Raw genomic sequence first — 24,335 nt, forward strand, 5'->3', positions numbered from 1 at the left:
GCTCAGTCCTCGCCGACGAGCTTGGTGACCACCGGGGTGCCGGCCTCCACCGTCCGGCTGACCGTGCACAGCCGGTCGTGCGAGGTCTTCACCGCCCGCGGCAGGATCGCCCTCGCCCGGTCGCCGCCCTCGCCCTCGGGGAAGCCGACGGTGAAGGCCACCTCCAGGCCGGTCATCCGGTTGCCGCCCTCGTCCGCGACCTTGTCGCCCTCGACGGTCAGCGAGAACACGGACGGCTCGGCGTGGCGCGTGGTGGCCACGTCCACATCGGCCGCGGAGCAGCCCCCGATCGCGGCGAGGAAGAGCTCCACCGGCGTGAAGCCGCCCGCGGACCCGGTCCCGAAGGTGACGGTGTCCCCCCGGGAGTTGGTCGCGGTGAACAGCCCGGGCCCGGTCCGCTCGACGGTCACGGAACGCAACGAATCATCAGTCATGCCCCCGACACTAACCGCCGCCACCCCCGCGCCGGGCCCGCCGCGCCCCGGTCAGCGCGCGGGCGACCAGCCCGGGAGGGCCGGCAGGACCGTGCCGGCCACGCGCAGGAGGGCCTCGTCGTCCAGGAGGCCGCCGTCGGTGCGCCAGATGCTCAGTTCGTACGAGTCGCCGTCGTCCTTCGGCTCCCGGGCGACCGTGAGCACCCGCGCCGGGATGCTGGGGCCGCTGTGCGCGTCGCTGCCGTCCAGCCGGAACCGGATCTGCAGCGCCTGGCTGGAGTACAGGGCCGCCGGCCGGCCCAGCACGGTGCGCTTCGGGCCGGTGTCGCCCAGGAGTTCGGCGGACCCGGCCACCGCAGGGCCGCCGTAGGTGGCGGCCAGGGACACGGTGTACCCCTCGAACTCCACCTCGCCGGAGGGCGTGAAGTCCTTCCCGACGGAACCGCCCGAACCGGTCGCGCTCTTCGCGGTCCGCCCCGGGATCCCCAGCAGGGCGGCCAGACCGGGCCGGTGCAACGCCTCGCAGAGGTCCCGGCCCGAGACCTGTCCCGGCCCCTTCGCCTCGTCCGCGTGGTCGCAGGAGGCAGCCGGGGGCCCGCTCCCGGCTGTTCCCTCGTCCTGCTGCGCCACCCACCACAGGCCCAGCGCCATCCCCGGCACCAGTACCAGTGCCGCGACGGCCTGCCGTACGGCGCTCCAGCCCTTGTTCGCGGCGTCGACGTCCTCGCCCAAGATTCCCCCACCCCTCACGTGCCCCCGCAACGTGCCCGGATCCTAACCCGGGATGATCATCGCGGTGGTCACCTGGCCGGTTGTCGCCGGCCGGCGGCCCGCGGCGGCCCGTATCCGCCGGACCGGTGCCACGGCCGTGCCCCGTCACCGGCGGGCCGTGCATCCGGGCGGGGGCGGGCGGCGGAAGCAGGGGTGTCAGTTCGTTCCGAGCTGCCGGCCGCCCACCGGGTGTCCGGCGGCCGATCGCCCGGAAGTGGCCCATGACCATCGCCGTCGTCCTGTTCACGTCCGACCTGCGGGTGCACGACCACCCGCCGCTGCGCGCCGCGCTGGAGGGCGGCCGGGAGATCGTGCCGCTCTTCGTCCGGGACCCCGCCGTCGACCGGGCCGGCTTCGCCGCCCCCAACCGGCTGGCCTTCCTCGCGGACTGCCTGCGCGACCTCGACGCCTCGCTGCGCGGCCTCGGCGGCCGTCTCGTCGTACGGACCGGGGACACGGCCGCCGAGGTGCACCGCGTGGTGCGCGAGGCGGAGGCCGACGAGGTGCACATGGCCGGCGGCCACGCCGCCTTCGCCCGCACCCGCGAGAGCGGCCTGCGGCGGGCGCTGGAGGCCGAGGGCTGCCGGCTGTACACCCACGACGCGGTGTTCACCGCGGTGCCGCCCGGCGACCTCACCCCCCAGGGCTCCGACCACTTCGCCGTCTTCACCCCGTACTTCAGGCGCTGGAGCGCCGAACCGCTGCGCACCCCCTGGCCCGCTCCCCGGGAACTGCGGGTCCCGGCCTCGCTGCGCTCGGAGGACCTGCCCGGCCGGGCCGGGCTGTCCGGGGTGTCGCCCGGCCTGGCCGCCGGCGGCGAGGGGGAGGGGCGGGCGCAGCTGCGCTCTTGGCTGGCGCGGCACGCCGCGGAGTACGAGGACCGGCACGACGACCTCGCGGGGGACGTCACCTCCCGGCTCTCGCCCCACCTGCACTTCGGGACGCTCTCCGCGGTCGAGCTGGTGCACCGGGCCCGCCGGCACGGCGGCCCCGGTGCCGAGGCCTTCATCCGGCAGGTGTGCTGGCGGGACTTCCACCAGCAGGTGCTCGCGGCCCGCCCGGAGAGCTCGGGGACGGACTACCGCTCCCGCGGCGACCGCTGGCGGCACGGCCGGGAGGCGGCCGCCGACCTGCTGGCCTGGCAGGAGGGCCGGACCGGGTACCCGATCGTCGACGCCGCCATGCGGCAACTCGCCCACGAGGGCTGGATGCACAACCGGGGCCGGCTCATCACCGCCTCCTTCCTGACCAAGACCCTCTATCTCGACTGGCGTGCGGGCGCCCGCCACTTCCTGAGCCTGCTGGTCGACGGCGACGTGGCCAACAACCAGCTCAACTGGCAGTGGGTGGCCGGCACCGGGACCGACACCCGGCCCAACCGGGTCCTCAACCCCGTACTCCAGGGCCGGCGTTACGACCCGGACGGCGCCTACGTCCGCCGCTGGGTCCCCGAACTCGCCGGGCTCGACGGCCCGGACGTCCACGAGCCCTGGCGGCTGCCCGGCCTCGAGCGGGCCGCCTACGACTACCCGGACCCGCTGATCTCCCTGCCGGACGGCCTGGCCCGGTTCCGGCACGCCCGCAGCCTCGAGTAGCCGGGCCGGCGGCGTCGGATCATACGAATTCAATGCGGAACCGATGCGAGTTGAACCGCCTGCCGGGCCCCGCGGAAGCTGGGCGCATGCCGCGGACCGCAGGAGGCACCATGACCGCACCGCCGACGCACACCGGCCGCGCCGGTCCCCCCGGCGCCCGGACCGGGCCCCCGGGGGACGCCGCGCCGTCCGACGCGGAGATCACCGCCCTCCTCGTGGAGGGCGACGACCGGTGGCTCCCGCTGGCCCACCGGCGCTGGAGCCGCCTGGTCCACGCCCACGCCACCCAGGTCCTGTGCGACTGGCGCGAGGCCGAGGACGTCACCCAGCAGGTGTTCGTCGCGGCCTGGTGCGGCCGCGCCGGCTTCGACGGCGACCGCGGCACCCTGCCCGCGTGGCTGCTGGGGATCACCCGACGCAAGACGGCCGACGCCCTGGCCGCGCGCATCCGCCGGCTGGCGCTGGTGAACGCGGCCGGCCGGCACGTCCTCGACGCCCCGGTGCCGGGGCCCGAGCAGGCCCTCGACACGATCGTGGTCGCCCGCGAGCTCTCCCGGCTGCCGCGCCTGGAGCGCGAGGTCCTGACGCTCGCCTACTACGCCGACCTGACGCAGGTGCAGATCGCCGACCGCACCGGGATGCCCCTGGGCACCGTCAAGAGCCACGCCCGCCGGGGCCTGCTCAAGCTCAGGCTCCGCACGGCGGGCATCGTCCAGCCGTCCCGGCCGCCGGGGGCGAGGACATGAAGCGGACCGGAATCGCCGTGATCGGGGCCGGGATCTCCGGACTCACCGCCGCCCACGTCCTCTCCCGCGCCCACGAGGTCCACTTGTACGAGGCGGACGACCGGCTCGGCGGCCACGCGCACACCCACGAGCTGCCGGCCGCGGGCGGCGGGACGGTCGGCGTGGACACCGGCTTCATCGTCCACAACGACCGCACCTACCCCCACCTGCTGCGCCTGTTCCGCGAGTTGGGCGTGGCCACCCAGGACTCCGAGATGAGCATGTCGGTCCGCTGCGACGGCTGCGGGCTGGAGTACGCCGGCGCCCGGGGCCCCCGCGGCCTGCTGGGCGGCGGCAACCTGCTGCGCGGCCGCCACCTGCTGATGCTCGCCGAGGTGCCCCGCTTCCACCGCGCCGCCCGACGCCTGCTGGCCGCCGGCGACGAGGCCCCGACCCTGGGCGACTTCCTGCGCGAGCAGCGCTTCTCCCCTTATTTCACCGGCCATTTCGCCCTGCCCCTGGTCGCCTGCGTCTGGTCCTGCGCCCCGGCCACCGCCCTGGAGTACCCGGCCGCCTACCTCTTCCGCTTCCTCGACCACCACGGGCTGCTCTCGGTCACCGGATCGCCGCAGTGGCGGACCGTCACCGGCGGCTCCCGGTCCTACGTCGAGCGGGCCGCGAAGAACCTCGCCCGGGTCCGGACCTCGGCCCCGGTCCGCTCCGTCGTCCGCACCGGCGGCGCCGTCCGCGTGGTCACCGAGGACGGCAGCACGGCCGAGCACGCGGCCGTGGTGATCGCCGTCCACCCCGACCAGGCGCTGCGCCTGCTGGCCGACCCCACGGAGCAGGAGCGCCGGGTGCTGGGCGCCTTCACCTACACCCGCAACCCGACCGTGCTGCACCGCGACGTCTCCGTACTGCCCCGCGGCGCGCACGCCCGGGCCTCGTGGAACTACCGGCTGCCCGGCTGCGCCGCCCGGCCCGGCTCCGTCCAGGTCAGCTATGACCTGAACCGCCTCCAGCGGCTGCCCGGTACCGCACCGCACATCGTCACCCTCAACCCCGGCGACCGGATCGACGAGAGCACCGTCCTGGCCCGCATGACCTACGAACACCCCGTCTACACCACCGCCTCGGTCGCCGCCCAGCGCCTGCTGCCCGCCCTGAACGACCGCGTCACCGCCTTCGCGGGCGCCTACCACGGCTGGGGCTTCCACGAGGACGGCTGCCGCTCGGGCGCCGAGGCCGCCCGCGCCTTGGGGGTGACCTGGTGACCGCCGCCCCGGCCCGTCCGGCCGCCCCCGGCAGCCCGCAGACCGGCCCGCCGCCCCGCGTCCCGGCCCTGTACGACGTCGAGGTGCGGCACACCCGCACCGCGCCGCAGCGGTACGCGCTCACCCACCGCACCTACATGTGGCTGGTCGACCTCGACCGACTGCCCGTCCTGCCCCGGCTGCTGCGGCCGCTCGCCCGCTTCGACGCCCGGGACCACTTCGGCGGGCGCGCCGCCACCCTGCGCGCCGGCCTGGACGCCTGCCTCGCCGCGCACGGCGTCCACGCCGACGGGCAGGTCCTGATGCTGGCCCACGCCCGCGTCCTGGGCCACGTCTTCAACCCGCTGACCCTGTACTGGTGCCACGACCGGGCCGGCCGCCTCGTCTGCGTGGTCGCCGAGGTGCACAACACCTACGGCGGGCGCCACTGCTACCTGCTGCACCCCGACGACCGGGACCGCGCCGAGGTGCCCAAGGCTTTCCACGTCTCGCCGTTCCTGCGGGTCGAGGGCGACTACCGGATGCGGCTGCCGCGGCCCGGCGACCACCTCGACCTCTCCGTCCAGCTCCGCCTCGGCGACGGCTCCCGCCCCCTGACCGCCACCGTCCGCGGCAGCCACCGCCCGGCCGGCCCCCGGACCCTGCTCGCCGCCGCCGTACGGCACCCGTGGTCGACCGCGGCGGTGTCGCTCGGCATCCGGCGCCACGGGATCCGGCTGTTCCTCAAGGGCCTCCCGGTCCAGCCCCGGCCCGCCCCGACCGTCCAGGAAGACGCACCGTGACCCGCACCGTTCCCCCCGCCCCGCACGGCGAGACCGGCACCGGCCGGCACCTGGTCGACGCCGCGGCCTGGCCGGACGTCGCCCGCCTGCCCCGGACCTCGGCCCTGCGCACCGCACTGGCCCGCCGGATCGTGACCGCCGGCCTGGCCCGCCTGCCGCTGCGGATACGCACCCCCGACGGCCCGGTGCACGTCCCCCGCCAGCACCCCGGGCCCGCCCCCGGCCCGACGCTCGTCCTGCACGACCCCGACGCCTTCCACCGGCGGATCGGCGCGGCCGGACTGATCGGCTTCGGCGAGTCCTACATGGCGGGGGAGTGGGACAGCGAGGACCTGGTCGGCCTCCTGACGGTGCTCGCCGGCCACGTCGACGAGCTCACCCCCCGGCCGCTGCGCGCCCTGCGCGGCGCCTGGGTGCACCGGCGGCCCACCGCCGATCTCAACACCCCCGAGGGGGCCCGGCGCAACGTCCACCGGCACTACGACCTCTCCAACGACCTCTTCGCCGCCTTCCTCGACCCCACCCTCACCTACTCCTCGGCCCTCTTCACCGCCCTCCCGGCCACCGCCGAGGACCTGCCGGCGGCCCAGCACCGCAAGATCGACCGGCTCCTCGACCTGGCCGGCACCGGACCGGGCCGCACCCTCCTGGAGATCGGCACCGGCTGGGGCGAACTGGCCGTCCGGGCCGCCCGGCGCGGCGCCCGCGTCCGTACCGCCACCCTCTCGCCCGAACAGCGCGACCTCGCCCGCCGGCGCATCGCGGACGCCGGGGTCGCCGACCGGGTCACCGTCGAACTCTGCGACTACCGGCAGCTGGACGGCGTCCACGACGCGGTGGTCAGCGTCGAGATGATCGAAGCCGTGGGCGCCGAGTACTGGCCCGCCTACTTCCGCGCCCTGCACGGGCTGGTGGCCCCCGAGGGCCGGGTCGTCCTCCAGGCCATCACCATGCCGCACGACCGGATGCTCCACACCTCCCGCACCCACACCTGGATCAGCAAGTACGTCTTCCCCGGCGGCCTCATCCCGTCCCGCCGGGCCCTGGCGGAGCAGAGCCGGCTCGCCGGGCTGCGGATCGTCCAGGACAGCGGGTACGGCGACCACTACGCCGAGACGCTGCGGCTGTGGCGCGAGCGGTACCTGAGCCGGTCCGAGGACGTCACCGCCCTCGGCTTCGACCGGACCTTCCACCGGATGTGGGAGTTCTACCTGGCCTACTCGGAGGCAGGGTTCCGCTCCCGCTACCTCGACGTGCGCCACGTCGTGCTCGAGCACGACGGCCGGGAGGTGCGGTGACCGCCCTGGACACCGGCGCCCTCGCCGTCCTGCTGGCCGCGTCGGCCGGCACGGCGCTGGGCGTCATGCTGCTGACCTTCTGCGTCGCCCTGGTCAAGGGGGTCCACCGGATCGTGGACACCGCCTGGGGGCTCGCCTTCGCGGCCGTCGCGGTCCTCGCCTGGTGCCTGTCGGCCGGCCACGGCGACCCGGCCCGCCGGGCCCTGGTCGCCGGGGCCACCCTCGTCTGGGGGCTGCGGCTGGCCGTGCACATCGCCCGCCGGGGCCGCGGACAGGGCGAGGACCCCCGGTACGCCCGGATGCTCGCCCGGGCCCCCGGCAGCCCGGCGTGGTACGCCCTGCGGAAGGTCTACCTCCTCCAGGGCGCCCTGGTCTGGCTGGTCTCCCTGCCCGTCCAGGCCGCGGTCCTGCTGCCGGAGCCCCTGGAGGCCACCGCCGTGCTGGGCCTCCTCCTGTGGGCCGCCGGCCTGTTCTTCGAAGCGGTCGGCGACCACCAGCTTGCCCGCTTCAAGGCCGACCCCGCCCACCGGGGCCGCATCATGGACCGCGGACTGTGGGCCTGGACCCGCCACCCCAACTACTTCGGCGACTTCCTCGTCTGGTGGGGCCTCTACCTCACCGCCTGCGCCACCTGGCAGACCGCGGCCGCCACCCTCGTCTCCCCGCTCGTGATGAGCGCCCTGCTCATCAAGGGCAGCGGCAAGCGGCTCCTCGAAGCCCATCTGGCCGACCGGCCCGGCTACGCTGACTACCAGGCCCGCACCAGCGGCTTCCTGCCCCGCCCGCCCCGCCCCCCGACGACCACCGGCAGACCTCGTTGACGACCCGACCCTTCACCCGGCCCGCCCCGACGACCGCCCCGGACGCCGTCACGCTCCGGGGCGCACCGGCCGCGCCCACGGCCGCCGTCGTGCTCCTGCACGGCGGCCGCGAGGACGGCCTGCACGCCCCGCCGCTGCTCAACCTGCCCGCCCTGCGGATGCGCGGCTTCTCCCGCGCCGTGCGGCGGGGCCTGCGCGGGCAGCCGGTCCTGGTCGCCGAGGTCCGCTACCGGCACCGCGGCTGGAACGGCCCCCGCGCCGACGCCGCCCGGGACGCCCTGACCGCCCTCGCCCGGATCCGCGCCCGCCACGGCGACATCCCCGTCGTGCTCATCGGCCACTCCATGGGCGGCCGCGCGGCCCTGCGGGCCGCCGGGCACCCGTCCGTCCGGGGCGTCATCGCCCTCGCCCCCTGGTGCCCGCCCGGCGAACCGGTCGACCAGCTCGCCGGCCGCGAGGTGTACGTGCTGCACGACGAGGCGGACCGGGTCACCTCGGCCCGGCAGTCGTGGGAGCTGGTCCGCCGGGCGCGGGCGTGCGGCGCCGACGCCCGGGCCATCCCCATGCCGGCCGGCGGCCACACGATGCTGCGGGACGGCGGCCGGTGGCACCGGCGCACCGCCGAACTGGCCGCGGCCATGCTGTCAGTTCGCTGAACCGGCCTCCGCCGGCTGCGGACAGCGCGCGGAGATCACCTCCAGGGCCTCCCGCAGACCGTGCGGGCGCACCATGCCCGCGGTCAGGGTCCGCGGGGACCAGCCCGGGCCCGCGAGCACCACGAGCGGCGCGGTCCGGGCCCCCTTGAGGCCGAAGGCCGTGGCCGCCACCTGCCGGGCCAGCACGCCGTCGGCGGTCGAGCGGGCCTGCGACCAGAGCACCACCGCGGCCGGCCCGGACCGGGCCACCGCCGCCCGCAGCGCCTCCGCGGGCACGGCGGCCCCGAACATCCGCGTGGGCAGGCCGCGTTCGGCGAGCCCCGCGGCCAGCGCCTCCAGCGGCAGCGTGTGCTGCTCCCCGGGCAGACAGGCCAGCACCACCGGCGGGCCGTCCGCCGGGATGCCGGTGACGGCCGCCCGGCGCAGCACGGTCGACACGTGCCAGGAGAGCAGGTGCTCCACCTCGACGTACCGGTCCTCCGTCGACTCCCACTTGCGGCCCACCGCGTGCAGGGTCGGCACCATCACCTCGTCCCAGGCGGTCACCAGGCCGTGGGCGTCCACCGCCTGCCGCAACAGCGCGTCCATCGCGGGCCCGTCGAGCCGCACCGCGGCCCGCGCCAGCCCCCGGCACTCCTGCCGCACCGCCCCGAGCGGCAGGCCGTTCCCCGACCCCGGCTGCCGGGCCCGCCGTACCGGCCGCGCCGGGACCTCGACGGCCCGGCCGGGGGCCGACTGGTCCGTATCAGGCTCGCCGCGCACCGCCGCCGCGGCCCGGGCCGCCTCGGCGGGCGGGATCCCCGACGAGGTGAGCCGGCACATCTCCTCCAGCATCGCGATGTCCCCGGGCATCCACCGCCGGTGCCGGCCGCCCTCGCGCACCGCCGGCCCGATCCCGTACCGCTGCTCCCAGGACCGCACCGTGGTCGGCGACACCCCCAACCGCCGCGCCACCGCCCCCGTGGAAACCCCCAGCGCTGCCTCGGCCATACCCCCACCCTACGACGCACAACCGACGCGAGCGCGCCGGACCGCTACTCCCGGTTCGTGCGCGCCCGCCTCACGTGCGCAGGTACGAGGCTCCGTTGAGGTCCAGGACGGTGCCCGAGGCCCATTCGGCGGCGGGGGAGGCCAGCCAGAGCACGGCCGCGGCGATCTCGTCCGCCGTGCCCACCCGGCCGAAGGGGCTCTGGGCGCGGATCGCCTCGCCCGTCTCGCCCGCCAGCCGGTGCGCCACCCGCTCCGTCTCGAAGAAGCCGGGCGCGACCGAGGCCACGCCGATGCCGTACGGCGCGAGGTGCACCGCCAGGGACTGGCCCAGGGCGTGCACGGCCGCCTTCGTCGCCCCGTACGCCGGGTGGTCGGGCTCGCCGCGGAAGGCCCCGCGCGAGCCGACGTTCACGATCCGCCCGCCGCCGCCCTGCTCGATCATCCGGTGGGCCGCGAGGTGGCTGAGGTTCGCCGTCGCCAGCAGGTTGACCGAGACGTGGCTCTGCCAGGCGGCCGCCCACTCGTCGTACGGCGTCCCGGCGAGCGGGTGCGGCAGGTTCACGGCGGCGTTGTTCACCAGCACGTCCAGCCCGCCGAGGGCACCGGCCGCGGCCTCGGCGACGGCCCGCGCCCCGTCCGGGGTAGACAGGTCGCCTGCCACGAGCGCGTGCCCCGACCCGTCCAGGGAGGCGAAGGTCTCCTCGGCCTCGGCCCGCCGTGACCCGAAGTGCACGGCCACCCGGTCCCCGTTCCCGGCGAAGGCCTGCGCCAACGCCCGTCCCAGCCCCCGGGAGGCACCACTGACGAGCACCCGCCGCCCGGTGCTGGCAAAGGCCTCCGGAGCGCCGGGCGCGGCGATCGGTTCGATAGACGTCATACGGATCATGATCGCAGCCGAGGCCCGCGGTGCCGAGGCCCTTCAGCCGCCTCGCTGCCGGCCCTGCGGACATGTTCTCCGCCGGCCGGCGGGGCCGGTGCGGACGCCGCGGGCGGCACCCGGGGGGAAGGGGTGCCGCCTGCGGTCGCCGGCCGCGGCAGGAACCGCCCTGTCCCAAGGCCCCCTGCCGCCAACCGCGCGTCTGCCCTGCATTCCGCGGCCCAATCGCACTGTCCGCAGAAACTTTCGGAGGCGGCGGCCCGGTCGTCGTCCCGTCGGCTGCCCGGGGGCCGTTGCCGGGCAACGGGCGCCGGGGGCCTGCCCGGTCGGGAATACGTCGCGGCGGGCGGCACATGGCCGGGGTGCCGTGCGACGGGGCGATCGATCGGTGCCAGCCGGTGTGGCCCGCGGACGGCACCAGGGGGGATGGATGCCGTCCGCGGCCACGAGCCGCGGTGGTCGTCCGCGAGGGACGCACCACCGTCATCGCGCGTATGTCCCCGAACGCGGCGCCCAAACGCGCCGCCCGCAGGAAACCTCCCGGACCGCACCCCGGCCGGTGCCCGGCGCGTCCGGGCTGCGGGCGGGCGGGGTGGTGATACATGCTCGTTACGGGCGTATACGCCCTCGGCCATGCGAAGTGTGGCGAACCGTCCTCACGGGCCGTGCCCCCGCGGTCCCGTCGAGAAGGCCAAGGAGGATCTGTGAACCAGCGACCCGATGAGAGCCGGCAGGCCGAATCCGTCACCCCCGACGCACTGCTGCACACCGGCTCGGGCGGCGAGGTCACCGCCGAGGACCTGGTACTGGCCTCCGGCCGCGACATCACCCCGGAGAACCTCGCCTGGGCGGAGCGCAAGCTGGCCGCGGAGGGCCCGGCCGCCCTGGAGACCCTGCTTCCCTAGCGGGCCGCGCCTGCCGGATCCGCCGGGAGCGCGGCGGGGCGGGCCGGAAGGGATCCCCCGGCCCGCCCCACCGCCGCCCGTCAGAAGGGCTTGGTCGGCAGGTACTTGCCGTCCAGGGTGATGACGGCGCGCTCGCCACCCTCGGGGTCGGCGACCTTCTTCACGTCGAGCCGGAAGTTGATCGCGGAGATGATGCCGTCCCCGAACTCCTCGTGCACCAGGGCCTTGAGGGTGGTGCCGTAGACCTGCAGCATCTCGTAGAAGCGGTACATGGTCGGATCGGTCGGCACCCGGTCGGGCATGGAACCGCGGGCCGGGATGGTCTGGAGCAGCGCGGTCGCCTCCTCGTCCAGGTCCAGCAGCGCGGCCACCGCCCGGGCGGACTGCTCCGGCAGCGGGTGCTGGCCGAGGACGGCGGCGGTGGTGAAGGCCACCGAGAGGCCGGAGGCCTCGGCGATCTCCCGCCAGGTGAGGTCCTTGCGGATCTTGGCCGCCACGGCGGCGGAGGCCAGGGCTTCGCGGGCGGTCGGGTCGAACTGGGCGTGCACCATGGTCGTTACGTCCTTCACTGGGTGGGTCGTCGGGGGGAAGCGGCGGCGGGGGAGCGGGTCCCGGTGAGCCGCCGCGGGGTTCGGTGGGGTCAGGCCACGGGGGCGGGGCGGGCGCCGGTCAGGTCCTCGACGCGGCCGGTGCCGATGTCGTAGACCCAGCCGTGCAGGGTCACCGTCCCCGCCGCGAGGGCGCGGGCGGCCGAGGGGTGGGTGGCCAGGTTCGCCAGCTGGGCGAGCACGTTCTGCCGTACCAGCGCGGCCACGTCGCCGGCGGCGCCGGCGCGGGCCAGGGAGGCGTCCGCGTGCCGCAGCCAGCCGGCGACCGCCGGGGCGCCGCTCAGGTCGTGCCCCTCGGCGAGGGCGGTCATCGCCCCGCAGCCGGAGTGGCCGCAGACCACGATGTCCCGCACCCCCAGCACCGCGACGGCGTACTCGATGCCGGCGGCCACCCCGTCGGCGTCGAGGCCGTGGGCGGGGACCAGGTTTCCGGCGGTGCGGACGACGAAGAGGTCGCCCGGCTCGGCGCCGGTGATCAGTTCCGGCACCACGCGGGCGTCGGAGCAGCTGATGAACAGCGTGTGCGGTGCGTGCTGCGCGGCGAGGCGGGCGTAGAGCTCGGCCTTGGCCGGGAAGACGTCCCGCTGGAAACGGGCGACGCCGTCGGCGAGGTCCTGCACGGTCACTCCCTTCGGGTGGTGGCAACCCCTTTGGGCTGCTGAATCCACCCTGCATGACCTGCACCTATAGTGTCCAAGAGCTGCTACGGATAAGAGTCATCGACCACATCTATAGTGAGGTCCATGGCCCCTCTCGAACTCCGGCACCTGCGCTATCTGCTCGCCGTGGCGGAACACGGCAACTTCACCCGCGCCGCCGAAGAGCTGCACATCTCGCAGCCCACCCTCTCCCAGCAGGTCAGACAGCTGGAGCGGACCCTGGGCGTGCAGTTGCTGGACCGCTCCGGCCGCACGGTGCGCCTCACCGACGCCGGCGCCGTCTACACCGAGCACGCCCGCCGCGCCCTGCGCGACCTGGCCGCCGCCGAGCGGGCCGTCCACGACGTCCAGGACCTCTCCCGAGGCCGGCTGCGCCTGGGCGTCACCCCGACCTTCACCGCCTACCTGGTGGGACCGCTCACCGCCGAGCTCCGGAGCCGGCACCCCGGCATCGCCCTCACCCTGACCGAGACGACCCAGGACCGGATCGAGACCGCTCTGCTCGCCGACGAGCTGGACCTCGGCATCGCCTTCGCCGGCGAGCACCTGCCGGGCATCGCGGCCACCGCGCTCCGCACCGAGACCCTCAGCCTGGTCACCAGCGGCGAACGGGCCCGGACGCTGCCCCACCCGCTGCCGGTCCGGGACCTCCACGGCCGGGAACTCGCCCTGCTCGCCGCCGGGTTCGCCACCCGGGGCCACATCGACGCCCACTTCGCCCGGCACCGGGTCGTGCCGCGCATCGCCGTCGAGGCCAACTCCGTCCAGGCCCTCACCGAGATCGTGCGGCGCACCGGACTGGCGACCGTGCTTCCCGAGGCCGTCGCCGAGGGCCACCCGCACCTCGCCCCCGTGCCCCTCGACCCGCCCCTGCCGGCCCGCACCGTCGCCCTGCTGCATCGGGAGGGCGCCTACCGGCCCGCCGCCGCCCGGGCCTTCGCCCGACTTGCCGAAGACCTCACCGGGACGGACACCTGACCGGTCACGTTAAGTCGGTATGACCGAAGCCGGTGATCCGGTGACCGGCCTAGTGTCGAAGACGTCACCCCGTCGCTCCCACCCGGAGGTCTTCACCCTGACCGACTCCCGCGTCCACCGCACCGACGCCGCCCTCATCCCCGACAGCAAGGAGACCCGTATGCACTTTCGTCCCACCACCGAAGCCGACCTCGACCGCGTGACCGCCGTGACGGTCGACGAGCCCGTCGGCTGGATCGAGGCCGACCGCTACCTGGAAGAGCTGGCGGAGGGCATGTACCGCCCGGAGTGGACCTGGATCGCCGAGCAGGACGGCCGGGTCCTGGCCCGCGCCCTGTGGTGGGGCCGGGCCACCAGCGAACACCCCGTCGCCCTGGACTGCCTGTACGTCGACCCCTCGGTCGAGGACCGCGCGGCCGTCGGCGCCGAGCTGATCCGGGCCGGCCTGGGGGCCTTCGCCGAGCAGGGCGCCGCCAAGCCCCCGCTGTACAACCTGACGCTGCCGGAGGGCTGGCGCGAGGACCCGGCCGTGGTGGCGGCCACCGACTGGCGCCGCGAGGCGGCGCTGGCCGCCGGGCTCACGGACGTGGTGGAGCGGCTGCGCCTGGAGTGGACCCCCGAGGCCGGGGTGCCCGCCGCCGGCGGCCGGCTGACCTTCACCGAGGGCACCGACGAGGACTTCCTGGACGTCTTCCGGCGGATCGCGGTCGGCAGCCTGGACGGCGAGACCCGCCGCAACCTCGAGCTGATGGGCGCCGAGGCCACCGCCCAGGAGGAGGTGGACTTCTACCTCGGCTGCCCCGGCGAGCGCTCCTGGTGGCGGCTGGCCCGCACCCCCGACGGCGAGGTGGCCGGCCTGGCCCTGCCCTCGGCGACCCCGTACCACCGCAACGTCGGCTACCTCGGCGTGGTCCCCGAACTGCGCGGCCAGGGGTACGTCGACGAGGTGCTGGCCGAGATCACCCGGGTGCAGGTGGCGGCCGGCGCCGAGCTGATCACCGCCACCACCGACACCGACAACGCCCCGATGGCCGCGGCCTTCGCCCGGGCCGGCTACCGGGTCGCCCAGACCCGGCTGATCTGGTCGGCTCCGGAGGCCGCCCCGGCCTCATGAGGGCGGAGCCGGAGCCAACCCCGGACCGGCCGGGCCGGACGGCGACCGGTTCAGGCGGCCAGCAGGGTGGCCAGCTCCGTGCGGGAGCTGACACCCAGCTTGGGGAAGGCCCGGTACAGGTGGTGACCGACCGTCCGCGGGCTGAGGAAGAGCTGCGCCGCGATCTCCCGGTTGCTCGCCCCGGCCGCCGCCAGCCTGACCACCTCGCGCTCCTGCGGGCTCAGCAGGCTGATCGGCCCGTCCTCGCGGGTGCTGAGCACGGTCTCGCCGCCCGCCGCGCCCAGCTCCGACCGGGCGCGGTCGGCCCAGGGTGCAGCACCGCACCGCTCGAAGCCCTCCAGTGCGGCCCGCAGCCGCGCGCGGGCGTCGATCTGGCGGCGCAGCCGCCGCAGCCACTCGCCGTACAGCAGCTCGGTACGGGACCGCTCGAAGGTACCGGCCTCCCCGTGCAGGTCCAGCGCGGCCGTGAAGTGCCCCTCGGCCTCGCCGTCGGGACCGGTCAGCGCCCGGCAGCGGGCGGCCAGGGCGCCGATCGGGGGCCGTCCGAGCGCCGTGGCCCACTCGGCGAGCGTGCCGGCCGCCTCCGTCGCCCGCTCCGGGCGTCCGGCCCGGACCGCCGCCTCGACCAGGTCGGCGAGCAGGGGCCAGGCCAGCAGCGGATGGGCCGCCGCCTGCCGGGCCGCCGCCAGCTCCTCGAGGGCCGCCTCGGCCCGGCCCCGACCCAGTTCCAGCATCCCCAGCGCCCACCGGGCGTCGGCCGCGGCCCGGCCCACCCCGCGCGGCCCGGCGTACTCCAGGGCGGCCCCGGCCAGGGCCCGGACCCGCTCCTCCTCGCCGCGCACGGCGGCCGGCATCGCCAGGGCGGCCCGCAGGTGCGCGGCCCGGTGGGCGAGGTCGTGGCACTCGGCCAGCCGTAGCGCCTCGGTGCCCCGGGCGACGGCCTCCTCGTGCTCGCCCAGCGCCAGTTCGGTACGGACCAGCAGGTCCAGCGTGGTCGGCAGCCAGCCGCTGAAGCCCTGCTCCCGGCAGTGCGCGACCGCCCCGAGCGCGACCTCGCGGGCCCGCGCGTGATCACCGGCCAGCCGGCAGTAGATGCCGGTCATCAGCCGCTCCATCACCCCGGCGGCAGCTCCGCCCGCCACCAGCGGGGCCAGCGCGGCGAGCCCGCCGGCCACGTCACCCCCGAACAACCCCGCCGGCACGGCGAGCACCGGCAGCTCCGGCGCCTGCCCGGCGACCTCAGCGAGCAGGGCGGCGTCTCCCGCGGAGTAGGCCGCGTGCACCGCGTCGGTCAGCAGCGGGGCCCGCCCCTCGGGGTGGGCCGCGCCGGTGGCCCGGGCACTGTCGAGCAGGATCCGGGCGGCCGTGGCCGGGCTCCGGTAGCCCAGTTCGACCACCGCCCGGGCGCGGGCGAAGCCGGCCGCCACCTCCGGGTCCGCCAGCGGCACCGGCACCTGGTCGGCCAGCGCTTCGCACCGCTCGTCCTGCCCCGCGTCACCGGCCCGCTGCGCGGCCTGCACCAGCCGGCGGGCCCGCAGCTCCGGATCCGCGGTGAGCTGGGCGGCGCGCTCGTAGGCCGCGGAGGCCGAGGCCATCGCCTGCCGGTCGCCGGCCCACTCGGCCACGCGCTCCAGCTCCCGGGCGACCGCCTCGTCCGGGCCGGTCGAGGCGGCGGCCAGGTGCCACGCCCGCCGGTGCGGCTGCCCGGCCTTGCCCAGCGCCCCGGCGAGCGCCCGGTGGGCGGCGATCCGGCGGCCGAGCGGGGCACTGCGATAGGCGGCGTACCGCACCAGCGGATGCCGGAAGCGCACCAGCTCCCCGGACAGCACCACGAACCCGGCCCGCTCGGCGGGTTCCAGGTCCGCCAGCTCCGCGCCCAGGTCCCGGGCCGCCCGCAGGACCACCGCCAGGCCGCCGGTGTCGTCGGCGGCGGCCACCAGCAGCACCAGCCGGGCCTGCTCCGGCAGTCGCTGGATCTGCTCGATGAAGCCGTCCTGGATCCGGCTGGGCAGCGCGGCCGTCTCGGACAGCGCCAGCGGACCCAGCCGACCGGCCCGCTGGGCCGGGGTGAGCGCGGCCGACAGCTCCGTCAGGGCCAGCGGGTTACCCCCGGCCTCCTCGAACACCCGGTCCGCCACGTACGGCGGCAGCCCCGCCAGCAACGCGCCGGCGGCGGTCCGCTCCAGGCCCTCGACGAGCAGCCCGGGCAGCCCCTTGACGGCGGCCCCCGGCGCCCCGTCGCGGACCGCGAAGAGCATCACGACCCCCTCCGCGCGCAGCCGCCGGGCGGCGAAGGCCAGCGTGTCCACGGACGGCTGGTCGACCCACTGCGCGTCGTCCACCAGGCAGAGCACCGGCCCCGCCGCCGCGGCCTCGGCCAGCAGCGACAGCACGGCCAGCCGGACGGTGAACCCGTCGCGCACCTCGTCGCAGGTCAGCCCGAAGACCGCGCGCAGCGCCGCGGCCTGCGGCTCGGGCAGCGCGTCGACCAGGTCCAGTACGGGCAGCAGCAGCTGGTGCAGGCCGCCGTAGCCGAGCTCCATCTCCGACTCGATGCCCTCGACGCGCAGCACCCGCATGCCCTCGGCCTGCCCGGCGGCCCAGTCCAGCAGGGCGGTCTTGCCGATCCCGGCCTCACCGTGCAGCAGCAGCGCACCGCTGACCCCCTGCCGGGCCTCCGTCAGCAACCGACCGATCCGGTCCTGCTCCGTCCTGCGCCCCCGCACGATGTGCCCCCGCTCCCCGCGTACCCGTCCCCGCACGCGCCTGACGGGCCGTACAGCGGGCGGCCCGGCGGCCGCCCGCTGCATCCTCTCACCCCGCCCGGCCGGCCATCCGCCCAGGTCAGACGGCCCGCAATCGGCCCTACGGGGTGGGCGCCGCGGTCGGGGTCAGGGCGCCGTCGGCCAGCCGCAGCCAGCGGTCCACGCCGATCGAGGCCAGGAAGCGGTCGTCGTGGCTGACCACCACGAAGGCGCCCCGGTAGGAGTTCAGCGCGCTCTCCAGCTGCGCCACGCTGAGCAGGTCGAGGTTGTTGGTCGGCTCGTCCAGGAGCAGCAACTGCGGGGCCGGCTCGGCGCACAGCACGCACGCCAGCGTGGCCCGCAGCCGCTCGCCGCCGGAGAGCTGCCCGACCGGCCGGTGCGCCATCGCGCCGCGGAAGAGGAAGCGAGCCAGCAGTGTCAGCCGCTCCGCCTCCGGCCGCCGGGGCGCGAAGGCGGCGAAGTTCTCCGCCACGGTGCGCCCCTCGTCCAGCAGGTCCAGCCGCTGCGACAGGTAGGCGATGCGGCCGGCGCCCCGGGTGAGCCGCCCGCTCTCCGGTGCCAGGTCGCCGGTGACCAGGCGCAACAGGGTCGACTTGCCGGAGCCGTTGGGGCCGGTCAGGGCGATCCGCTCGGGGCCGCGGACCGAGAGGGTGAGGCCCCCGGGGGCGAACACCTCCGCGCCGTCGTGCCGCACCTGCAGGTCCTCGCCCACGAAGAGGTTGCGTCCGGCGGGTACCTGGGTGTCGGGCAGGTCCACGATGATGCGCTGCTCCTCGCGCAGCGCCCGCTCGGCCTCGTCGAGCCGGGCCCTGGCCTCGCCGAGCCGGGAGGCGTGCATCTGGCCGGCCCGGCCCGCGGACTCCTGCGCGCTGCGCTTGAGGTTGCCGGCCACGATCCGCGGCAGCCCGGCGTTGCCCAGGTTGCGGGCGGCGTTGCCGGCCCGCCGCTCGGCCCGCTCCCGGGCCTGCTGCATCTCCCGCTTCTCGCGCTTGAGCCCCTGCTCCGCGGCGCGGACGTTCTTCTCGGCGACGTCCTGCTCGGCGCGCACGGCCTCGTCGTACGAGGTGAAGTTCCCGCCGTGGAACCGCAGCCGCGAGCCGCCGAGCTCGGCGATGCCGTCCATCCGGTCCAGCAGGGCCCGGTCGTGGGCCACCACCAGCAGCAGGCCGGGGAAGTCGGCCAGTACGTCGTACAGCCGGTGCCGGGCCTCCCGGTCGAGGTTGTTGGTGGGCTCGTCCAGCAGCAGGACCTCGGGCCGGCGCAGCAACTGCGCGGCCAGGCCCAGCGAGACGACCTGCCCGCCGCTGAGGGTGCGCAGGGTGCGGTCGAGGTCCACGGCGCCCAGCCCGAGGCGGTCGAGCTGCGCGCGGGTGCGCTCCTCGATGTCCCAGTCGTCGCCGATGGCGGTGAAGTGCTCCTCGCTCACGTCGCCGGACTCGACGGCGTCGAGTGCGCGGATCACCCCGGCCACGCCCAGCACCTCGGCGACGGTGAGGTCTCCGGTCAGCGGGAGGCTCTGGGGGAGGTACCCGAGGGTGCCGCCGACGGTCACCGAGCCCGTGGTGGGCGCCAGTTCACCGGCGATCAGCTTCAGCAGGGTGCTCTTGCCGGCGCCGTTCGGCGCGACCAGCCCGGTGCGGCCGGCGGCCAGGGCGAAGGAGAGGTCCTGGAAGACCGGGGTGTCGTCCGGCCAGGAGAAGGACAGGTTGGTGCACACGACGGCGGCGTCGGACATGGAAATACCTCGGGAGGGCTCGAAGGGGACGCCGAACACGGCCGGCCCCGGCAGACAGACGGTGGGTGAAGGGGTACGACGAACCGGGCCTCCGGCGAGGGCTTCTGAGCCCGTCCGGCGACCGTCGGATCCGGGTCTTCACCCGGAGATGTCGTCGTCCACCAGCACGTCTGTCACTCCTCGGTCCACGATCAATGCCGTATGCAGGCTAACAGCGCGCCCGCCGCCGGTGCAGGCAATTTTGGTAGGAATCGTGCATGAGCCAACTTCCCGAGCCCTTCCGGCTGCTGCCGGGCGCCGGCGACTCGCCGGTGATCCTGCACGTGCCGCACTCCTCCCGCGTGATACCGGCCGCGGTCCGCGCCGGCATCACGCTCGCGGACGACGCCCTGGAGCGCGAGCTGGACCACATCACCGACGCGCACACCGCCGCCATCGCCGCGGGCGCCGCCGCCCGCTGCGCCACGACCCCCTGGCGGTTCGTCAACGAACGCTCGCGCCTGGTCGTCGACCCCGAGCGGTTCCCGGACGACCGCGAGGAGATGCGCGCGGTCGGCATGGGGGCGGTGTACACGCACACCACCCACCGCCAGCGGTTGCGCCCGGCGGGCTTCGACGGCGGACCGCTGATCGAGCGGTACTTCCACCCGTACGCGCAGGCCATGACCGAGGCGGTGGCGGAGCGCCTGGCCGCCGCCGGCCGTGCCGTGATCATCGACGTCCACTCGTACCCGACCCGCGCCCTGCCCTACGAACTGCACGGCGAGGGTCCCCGCCCGCCGGGCTGCCTGGGTACCGACGCCTTCCACACCCCGCCGGCCCTGCTCGCCGCGGCCGCCGAGGCCTTCGCCGGCTTCGGCGGCACCGGTACCGACACCCCCTTCGCCGGCACGTACGTACCGCTGCGCCACTACGGCGCGGACCTCCGGGTCACCGCCCTGATGATCGAGATCCGCCGGGACACCTACATGTCCGAACCCGGCGGCCCGCCCGGCCCCGGCCTCGACGCCCTGGCCACGGCCCTGGCGGCCCTGGTGGACTCGCTGGAGGCATAGCCGTACCCGAGCCGGGTCCGGCCGTCACCGCGAGGCGGCGGCCGGTGCCCGCACTCCGAGCCACTGCGCAGCCCCCCAGGCCTCGAACCGCTCCGCCTCGACGAACCCGAGCTTCGCCGCGAGACGCATCGAGCGGAGGTTGGCGGTCTGGGTGGCGAGCACCACCGGCTCGGCGGGGAGCGCGCCGTCGAACCAGGCGAGTGCGGCCGTGCACGCCTCGGCGGCGTATCCGTGCCCCCAGGCGTGCGGCAGGAAGAGGTAGCCCAGTTCGGCCCGCCCGGCGGCCAGGGAGCGCTGTCCCTTGTTCTCGGTGAGCATGACCTGGCCGATCATCGTGCCGCCGAGGTCGACCACGAAGAGTCCGGGGCGCGGCTCGGGCGCTCCGGGCAGGGTCCGCGCTATCTCGTCGAGGGGCCGCGGGCCGCCGAGATAGGTGTTCACCTCCGCCGAGGTCAGCAGTTCGACGACCGCCGTACGGTCCCGGGGTTCGGGTTCGCGGAGCACGAGGCGGTCGGTGCCGATCGGGGCGGGCGGCCAGGGGAGGGTGGCGAGGTCGGTCATACCGGGAAGCCAACCAGCGGGCCCGGTGGTGATCAAGGCCTTGAGTCGGCTCGCCCGGGTGCCGTCTGCAGGGTGTCAGTGTTTGGCGAGGCGTTCCAGGAGGGCGGTGCTGCGGGCGAGCAACGCGCGCTCCTCGTCGGTGAGTTCGGCCTCGATGGCCTGGGCGAGCCAGCCGGCGCGGCGGCCGCGCTCGGCCTCCAGGGCGGTGCGGCCCGCGTCGGAGAGCTCGACCAGGGACTTGCGGCCGTCCGTGGGGTGGGCGCGGCGGGTGATCAGGTCCTGCTCCAGCAGCAGCCCCACCGCCCGGGCCATCGACTGCGGGCGGACGCCCTGGTCGGCGGCGAGGTCGCTGGTGGTCATGGCGCCGTCCCGGTCGAGCGTGCCGAGCACGGCGACCTGTCCGAGCGGGATGCGGCCCTCGTGCTTGACGCGGCGGGTCAGCCGGCCCATCGCGGTGCGCAGTGCTGCGGCGAGGGGGGCGGCGTCCGAGGTGGGCATGGGCCACTTTAACCCGGTGTGCAGCCAGGCTGCACACCTCACCTGTACAGCAATGCTGCGCAGCAAAACTGTTCAGCTCAACTGCACAGCTTTGCTGTACAGTCTGTCGTGTCGGGCTCAGCGCCAGCGTTGCCGCACCTGGGGCCACGGCATATGACAACGGGAAGGACCTCCCATGTCCGCGAGTGCAGTCGTCACCGTCGACTCCACCATCGAGACCGTCACCGCCCGCCGGATCATCGACAGCCGTGGCAACCCCACGGTCGAGGTCGACGTGATCCTGGCGGACGGCTCCCTGGGGCGGGCGGCCGTCCCCTCCGGCGCCTCCACCGGCGCCCGGGAGGCCGTGGAACTGCGCGACGGGGACGCCGGGCGCTGGCACGGCAAGGGCGTCGACCGCGCGGTGGCCCACGTCAACGGCGAGATGGCGGCGGCCGTGCGGGGCCGGGACGCCGTCGACCAGGCCGGCCTCGACGCCGCGCTGATCGCGCTGGACGGCACCGCCACCAAGTCCCGGCTCGGCGCCAACGCGATCCTCGGCGTCTCCCTCGCCACCGCCAAGGCCGCCGCGGCCGCCCACCGCCAGCCGCTCTACCGGTACCTCGGCGGGCCCGGGGCGAACCTCCTGCCGCTGCCGATGATGAACATCGTCAACGGCGGCGCGCACGCCGACAACCCGCTGGACTTCCAGGAGTTCATGATCGCTCCGGTGGGTGCGGAGAGCTTCGCGGAAGCCGTCCGGATGGGCAGCGAGGTCTTCCACACCCTGCGCCGCGACCTGCTGGCCGCCGGCCACTCCACCGGCGTCGGCGACGAGGGCGGCTTCGCGCCCGCCCTGCGCACCGCCGAGGAAGCCCTCGACTTCGTCCTGGCCGCCATCGAGCGCACCGGCTACCGCCCCGGCACGGACATCGGCCTGATCATGGACCCGGCGTCCTCGGAGTTCTTCCGCGACGGGACGTACGTCTACGCCGGCGAAGGCGTCAGTCGCACGCCCTCCGAGCAGGCCGACTACCTGGCCAAGCTGATCGACGGCTACCCGGTCCTCTCCATCGAGGACCCCATGGCCGAGGACGACCTGGAGGGCTGGCGCGAGCTGACCGCCCGGGTCGGCGACCGCTGCCAGCTCACCGGCGACGACGTCTTCTGCACCAACGAGACGCTGCTGCGGGAGGGCATCCGCACCGGGGTCGGCAACTCGATCCTGGTCAAGGTCAACCAGATCGGCACCCTCACCGAGGCCCTGACCGCCGTCTCGACGGCCCACGCGGCGGGCTGGACGGCCGTGATGTCCCACCGCTCGGGCGAGACCGAGGACACCACCATCGCCGACCTGGCCGTGGCCACCGGCTGCGGCCAGATCAAGACCGGCTCCCTCTCCCGCTCCGACCGCACGGCCAAGTACAACCAGCTCATCCGCATCGAGGAAGAACTGGGCGCCGCCGCCCGCTACGCCGGCCCCACCGCCCTCCACCGCGCCTGACCCTTTCCCTCCACCCGGTCCGCGAGGCACCCCCTGCCCCGCGGACCGGCCCGCCCTCACGGCTCTCCTCAGCAGCTCTTTGGGGCGGACGCGATCGATTCCCGCAAGAGGTGCAGCCAGCGCCGGTAGACGTCGGGGGTGACCGGCTCGAACAGTTCGGGTGTCGAGATTTCCACGAGGAACCGGGTCAGCAGGTCGTGGTGACCTTCCTCGATGTCGACCTGGTCATGGAAGTGCACGGCCTGTGCCCAGTCGACGAGTTCGGCAGGGCGGGCCGTTCCGGCGGCGACCTTCTCCAGCGCGGCCACGGCGTGAGCGCGACTGAAGGTGACGCTCCACGTCGATGCGCTCCGACGCGTGTTCGCGATGAGTTCGCCGAGCGCGCCGCGCCACCGAACGAGGCCCTCGAGGGGTTGGCTTCGGCTCTCGTCCATGGCGACCTCACGTCTCGGCGGTCACGGCTTGTGGGTGACCCAGAGGAGTTCGGCGGGCCAGCGGTGGGCCCAGTCGGGCGGGTCGGTCTCGTTGTAGCCGTTGGGGGTCGTGGGGGAGGGGCGCGGTTCGATGAGGTCGTCGATGACGAGGCCCGCGCCGCGCAGGACCCTGACCCAGCCGCCGTAGGTGAGCTGGTAGCTGGTGGCGCCGTCGCCCTCGGCGATGGCGTCCAGGCCGAAGTAGTCCCGCTGGAGGGTCGTGGTCACGCGGCCCGCGGCCTCGTCGTAGCAGGCCTCGAACCACGGGCCGGCGACGTTGAACACCAGGCGTCCGCCGCGGCGCAGCACCCGGGCGGCCTGCGGGACGGCCAACTGCGGCGGTGCCCAGCTGAGCCCCCCGAAGTCGCAGAAGACCAGGTCGAAGCTGTCGGCGGCAAAGGGGAGTTGTTCGGCTGCCCCTTGCACCAGCGGGTAGCGGACCGGCCCCATCGCCGCGGCCGCCGCCGCGAGTTGGGCCTCCGACAGATCGAGCCCGACCACCTGCGCCCCCTCGGCCGCGAGCGCCCTGGACCACTGCCCGGCGCCGCACCCGAGCTCCAGCACGCGCGTGCCGGATACGTCCCCCAGCGCGCACAGTTGCGCGTCCGGGACGGAGTACATCCCCCACAGCCGAGGCGCGGCCCCGATCTGCGGGTCGTGCCGCTGCTGGTAATCGCCACTGATCCGGTTCCACAGCCGCCGGTTGGCGGGGATGCTGTCCACCTGCCGACTCCAGCACTCCCCACCGGGCCCGGTCAACACGATTGCGGTGCCGCCGGTGCCCCGTCCTACGAACCGCTGCCCGCGGGGTTGAGCCAGGCGCCGATGGCGGGGAGGGCGGTGGGGCCGTTGTCCTGTTCCACCGAGTCCACCAGGTCGGCGATGGTGACCGAGCGCAGGGACGCCCGCCAGGCCGAGTCGGCGGCGTACATCACGCGGGCGACCCCGCACGGCTTGGTGCACTCCTGCGGCGGTGTGCCGAGCGGCCCCCGCTGCCGGATCTCGGTGCAGACGAAGGCCGGGCCCGCGCCGTCCACGGCCTGCACCACGTCCAGCACCGTGATCTCGGCGGCCGGCCTGGTCAGCGCGTACCCGCCGGTCTTGCCCTGTACGGAGGCCACCAGACCCGCCCGGGACAGGGCCTGCATCTGCTTGGCGAGGTAGCTCGGCGAGACGTCGTGCAGCAGCGCCAGCCGCGCCGCCGGGACCGGCTCGGTCGCCGTGGTCAGCACCACGCAGCAGTGCAGCGCCCACTCCACGCCGCCGGACAGTTTCATG

The 24,335-nt window shown here is 75.4% G+C and carries 25 protein-coding genes; 12 read left to right on the forward strand and 13 right to left on the reverse strand.

Annotation, left to right across the window (positions count from 1 at the left end; genetic code table 11):
- Positions 1-2: 2 nt before the first annotated feature.
- Positions 3-434 (reverse strand): OsmC family protein, encoded by a 432-nt coding sequence (locus AB0O40_RS06105; RefSeq protein ID WP_365036152.1) that lies wholly within the window; start codon positions 432-434, stop codon positions 3-5.
- A 51-nt stretch (positions 435-485) separates the two neighbouring features.
- Positions 486-1,166, reverse strand: coding sequence for a DUF6215 domain-containing protein (locus tag AB0O40_RS06110; protein ID WP_365036153.1), 681 nt, complete (start codon positions 1,164-1,166; stop codon positions 486-488).
- 260 nt (positions 1,167-1,426) lie between these two features.
- Between AB0O40_RS06110 and AB0O40_RS06115 the strand changes: the two genes are divergently transcribed.
- The 7 genes from AB0O40_RS06115 to AB0O40_RS06145 all read left to right on the forward strand — a co-directional run bounded on the left by AB0O40_RS06115 (position 1,427) and on the right by AB0O40_RS06145 (position 8,356).
- Positions 1,427-2,800, forward strand: coding sequence for a deoxyribodipyrimidine photo-lyase (locus tag AB0O40_RS06115; protein ID WP_365036154.1), 1,374 nt, complete (start codon positions 1,427-1,429; stop codon positions 2,798-2,800).
- 110 nt (positions 2,801-2,910) lie between these two features.
- Entirely contained in the window at positions 2,911-3,546 is a 636-nt protein-coding gene (locus AB0O40_RS06120; RefSeq protein WP_365036155.1) for a sigma-70 family RNA polymerase sigma factor, read from the forward strand.
- Positions 3,543-4,799 (forward strand): FAD-dependent oxidoreductase, encoded by a 1,257-nt coding sequence (locus AB0O40_RS06125; protein ID WP_365036156.1) that lies wholly within the window; start codon positions 3,543-3,545, stop codon positions 4,797-4,799. Before AB0O40_RS06120 ends, AB0O40_RS06125 begins: the two co-directional genes overlap by 4 nt.
- Positions 4,800-4,867: 68 nt before the next feature.
- Positions 4,868-5,581 carry a DUF1365 domain-containing protein gene (locus tag AB0O40_RS06130; protein WP_365036187.1) on the forward strand — a complete coding sequence of 238 codons (714 nt, stop codon included), beginning with the start codon at positions 4,868-4,870 and terminating at the stop codon, positions 5,579-5,581.
- Complete coding sequence (locus AB0O40_RS06135; RefSeq protein ID WP_365036157.1) at positions 5,578-6,879, forward strand: class I SAM-dependent methyltransferase; 1,302 nt, start codon at positions 5,578-5,580, stop codon at positions 6,877-6,879. The genes AB0O40_RS06130 and AB0O40_RS06135 overlap by 4 nt, the downstream gene beginning before the upstream one ends.
- A 65-nt stretch (positions 6,880-6,944) precedes the next feature.
- A complete protein-coding gene (locus AB0O40_RS06140) occupies positions 6,945-7,700 on the forward strand; it encodes a DUF1295 domain-containing protein (RefSeq protein WP_365036189.1) in 756 nt (251 codons plus the stop codon).
- Positions 7,697-8,356, forward strand: a complete 660-nt coding sequence (locus tag AB0O40_RS06145; protein WP_365036158.1) for an alpha/beta fold hydrolase — start codon at positions 7,697-7,699, stop codon at positions 8,354-8,356. The genes AB0O40_RS06140 and AB0O40_RS06145 overlap by 4 nt, the downstream gene beginning before the upstream one ends.
- Here AB0O40_RS06145 and AB0O40_RS06150 read toward each other — a convergent pair.
- Positions 8,345-9,346 (reverse strand): MerR family transcriptional regulator, encoded by a 1,002-nt coding sequence (locus AB0O40_RS06150; RefSeq protein ID WP_365036159.1) that lies wholly within the window; start codon positions 9,344-9,346, stop codon positions 8,345-8,347. The two genes, AB0O40_RS06145 and AB0O40_RS06150, sit on opposite strands and share 12 nt — an antisense overlap.
- 70 nt (positions 9,347-9,416) lie before the next feature.
- A complete protein-coding gene (locus AB0O40_RS06155) occupies positions 9,417-10,223 on the reverse strand; it encodes an SDR family oxidoreductase (RefSeq protein WP_365036160.1) in 807 nt (268 codons plus the stop codon).
- 704 nt (positions 10,224-10,927) lie between these two features.
- On the opposite strand from AB0O40_RS06155, the gene AB0O40_RS06160 reads away from it, so the two are divergent.
- Positions 10,928-11,128 carry a hypothetical protein gene (locus AB0O40_RS06160; RefSeq protein ID WP_365036161.1) on the forward strand — a complete coding sequence of 67 codons (201 nt, stop codon included), beginning with the start codon at positions 10,928-10,930 and terminating at the stop codon, positions 11,126-11,128.
- A gap of 80 nt (positions 11,129-11,208) precedes the next feature.
- On the opposite strand, the gene cynS is transcribed toward AB0O40_RS06160, so the two are convergent.
- On the reverse strand, positions 11,209-11,679 hold the full coding sequence (gene cynS, locus AB0O40_RS06165) for a cyanase (RefSeq protein WP_365036162.1): 471 nt from the start codon (positions 11,677-11,679) through the stop codon (positions 11,209-11,211).
- Positions 11,680-11,768: 89 nt separating this feature from the next.
- Positions 11,769-12,356: a carbonic anhydrase gene (locus tag AB0O40_RS06170; RefSeq protein ID WP_365036163.1), complete on the reverse strand. Its 588-nt coding sequence runs from the start codon at positions 12,354-12,356 to the stop codon at positions 11,769-11,771.
- A 123-nt stretch (positions 12,357-12,479) separates the two neighbouring features.
- On the opposite strand from AB0O40_RS06170, the gene cynR reads away from it, so the two are divergent.
- Both cynR and AB0O40_RS06180 read left to right on the forward strand, forming a co-directional pair.
- On the forward strand, positions 12,480-13,373 hold the full coding sequence (cynR, locus tag AB0O40_RS06175; RefSeq protein WP_365036164.1) for a transcriptional regulator CynR: 894 nt from the start codon (positions 12,480-12,482) through the stop codon (positions 13,371-13,373).
- A gap of 19 nt (positions 13,374-13,392) precedes the next feature.
- Positions 13,393-14,487: a GNAT family N-acetyltransferase gene (locus AB0O40_RS06180; RefSeq protein WP_365036165.1), complete on the forward strand. Its 1,095-nt coding sequence runs from the start codon at positions 13,393-13,395 to the stop codon at positions 14,485-14,487.
- A gap of 50 nt (positions 14,488-14,537) precedes the next feature.
- Here the strand turns inward: AB0O40_RS06180 and AB0O40_RS06185 are convergent, their stop codons facing one another.
- Positions 14,538-17,213 carry a LuxR C-terminal-related transcriptional regulator gene (locus AB0O40_RS06185; RefSeq protein WP_365036166.1) on the reverse strand — a complete coding sequence of 892 codons (2,676 nt, stop codon included), beginning with the start codon at positions 17,211-17,213 and terminating at the stop codon, positions 14,538-14,540.
- 139 nt (positions 17,214-17,352) lie between these two features.
- On the reverse strand, positions 17,353-18,987 hold the full coding sequence (locus AB0O40_RS06190; RefSeq protein ID WP_365036167.1) for an ABC-F family ATP-binding cassette domain-containing protein: 1,635 nt from the start codon (positions 18,985-18,987) through the stop codon (positions 17,353-17,355).
- A 257-nt stretch (positions 18,988-19,244) separates the two neighbouring features.
- Between AB0O40_RS06190 and AB0O40_RS06195 the strand changes: the two genes are divergently transcribed.
- Entirely contained in the window at positions 19,245-20,042 is a 798-nt protein-coding gene (locus tag AB0O40_RS06195; protein WP_365036168.1) for an N-formylglutamate amidohydrolase, read from the forward strand.
- Between the two features lie 24 nt (positions 20,043-20,066).
- Here AB0O40_RS06195 and AB0O40_RS06200 read toward each other — a convergent pair whose 3' ends face one another.
- Complete coding sequence (locus tag AB0O40_RS06200; RefSeq protein ID WP_365036169.1) at positions 20,067-20,603, reverse strand: GNAT family N-acetyltransferase; 537 nt, start codon at positions 20,601-20,603, stop codon at positions 20,067-20,069.
- A gap of 75 nt (positions 20,604-20,678) precedes the next feature.
- Positions 20,679-21,101, reverse strand: a complete 423-nt coding sequence (locus tag AB0O40_RS06205; RefSeq protein WP_365036170.1) for a MarR family transcriptional regulator — start codon at positions 21,099-21,101, stop codon at positions 20,679-20,681.
- A gap of 175 nt (positions 21,102-21,276) precedes the next feature.
- Here AB0O40_RS06205 and eno point away from each other — a divergent pair, with 175 nt between their 5' ends.
- On the forward strand, positions 21,277-22,584 hold the full coding sequence (gene eno / locus AB0O40_RS06210) for a phosphopyruvate hydratase (protein ID WP_365036171.1): 1,308 nt from the start codon (positions 21,277-21,279) through the stop codon (positions 22,582-22,584).
- 68 nt (positions 22,585-22,652) lie between these two features.
- Here the strand turns inward: eno and AB0O40_RS06215 are convergent, their stop codons facing one another.
- From AB0O40_RS06215 to AB0O40_RS06225, 3 genes are all read right to left on the reverse strand, one after another.
- A complete protein-coding gene (locus AB0O40_RS06215) occupies positions 22,653-23,018 on the reverse strand; it encodes a hypothetical protein (protein ID WP_365036172.1) in 366 nt (121 codons plus the stop codon).
- A gap of 21 nt (positions 23,019-23,039) precedes the next feature.
- A complete protein-coding gene (locus AB0O40_RS06220) occupies positions 23,040-23,780 on the reverse strand; it encodes a class I SAM-dependent methyltransferase (protein WP_365036173.1) in 741 nt (246 codons plus the stop codon).
- Positions 23,781-23,845: 65 nt separating this feature from the next.
- A complete protein-coding gene (locus AB0O40_RS06225; RefSeq protein WP_365036174.1) occupies positions 23,846-24,334 on the reverse strand; it encodes an Rrf2 family transcriptional regulator in 489 nt (162 codons plus the stop codon).
- Position 24,335: the final 1 nt, after the last annotated feature.

This window comes from Streptomyces sp. NPDC089919 (genome assembly GCF_040684615.1).
GTDB lineage: Bacteria > Actinomycetota > Actinomycetes > Streptomycetales > Streptomycetaceae > Streptomyces.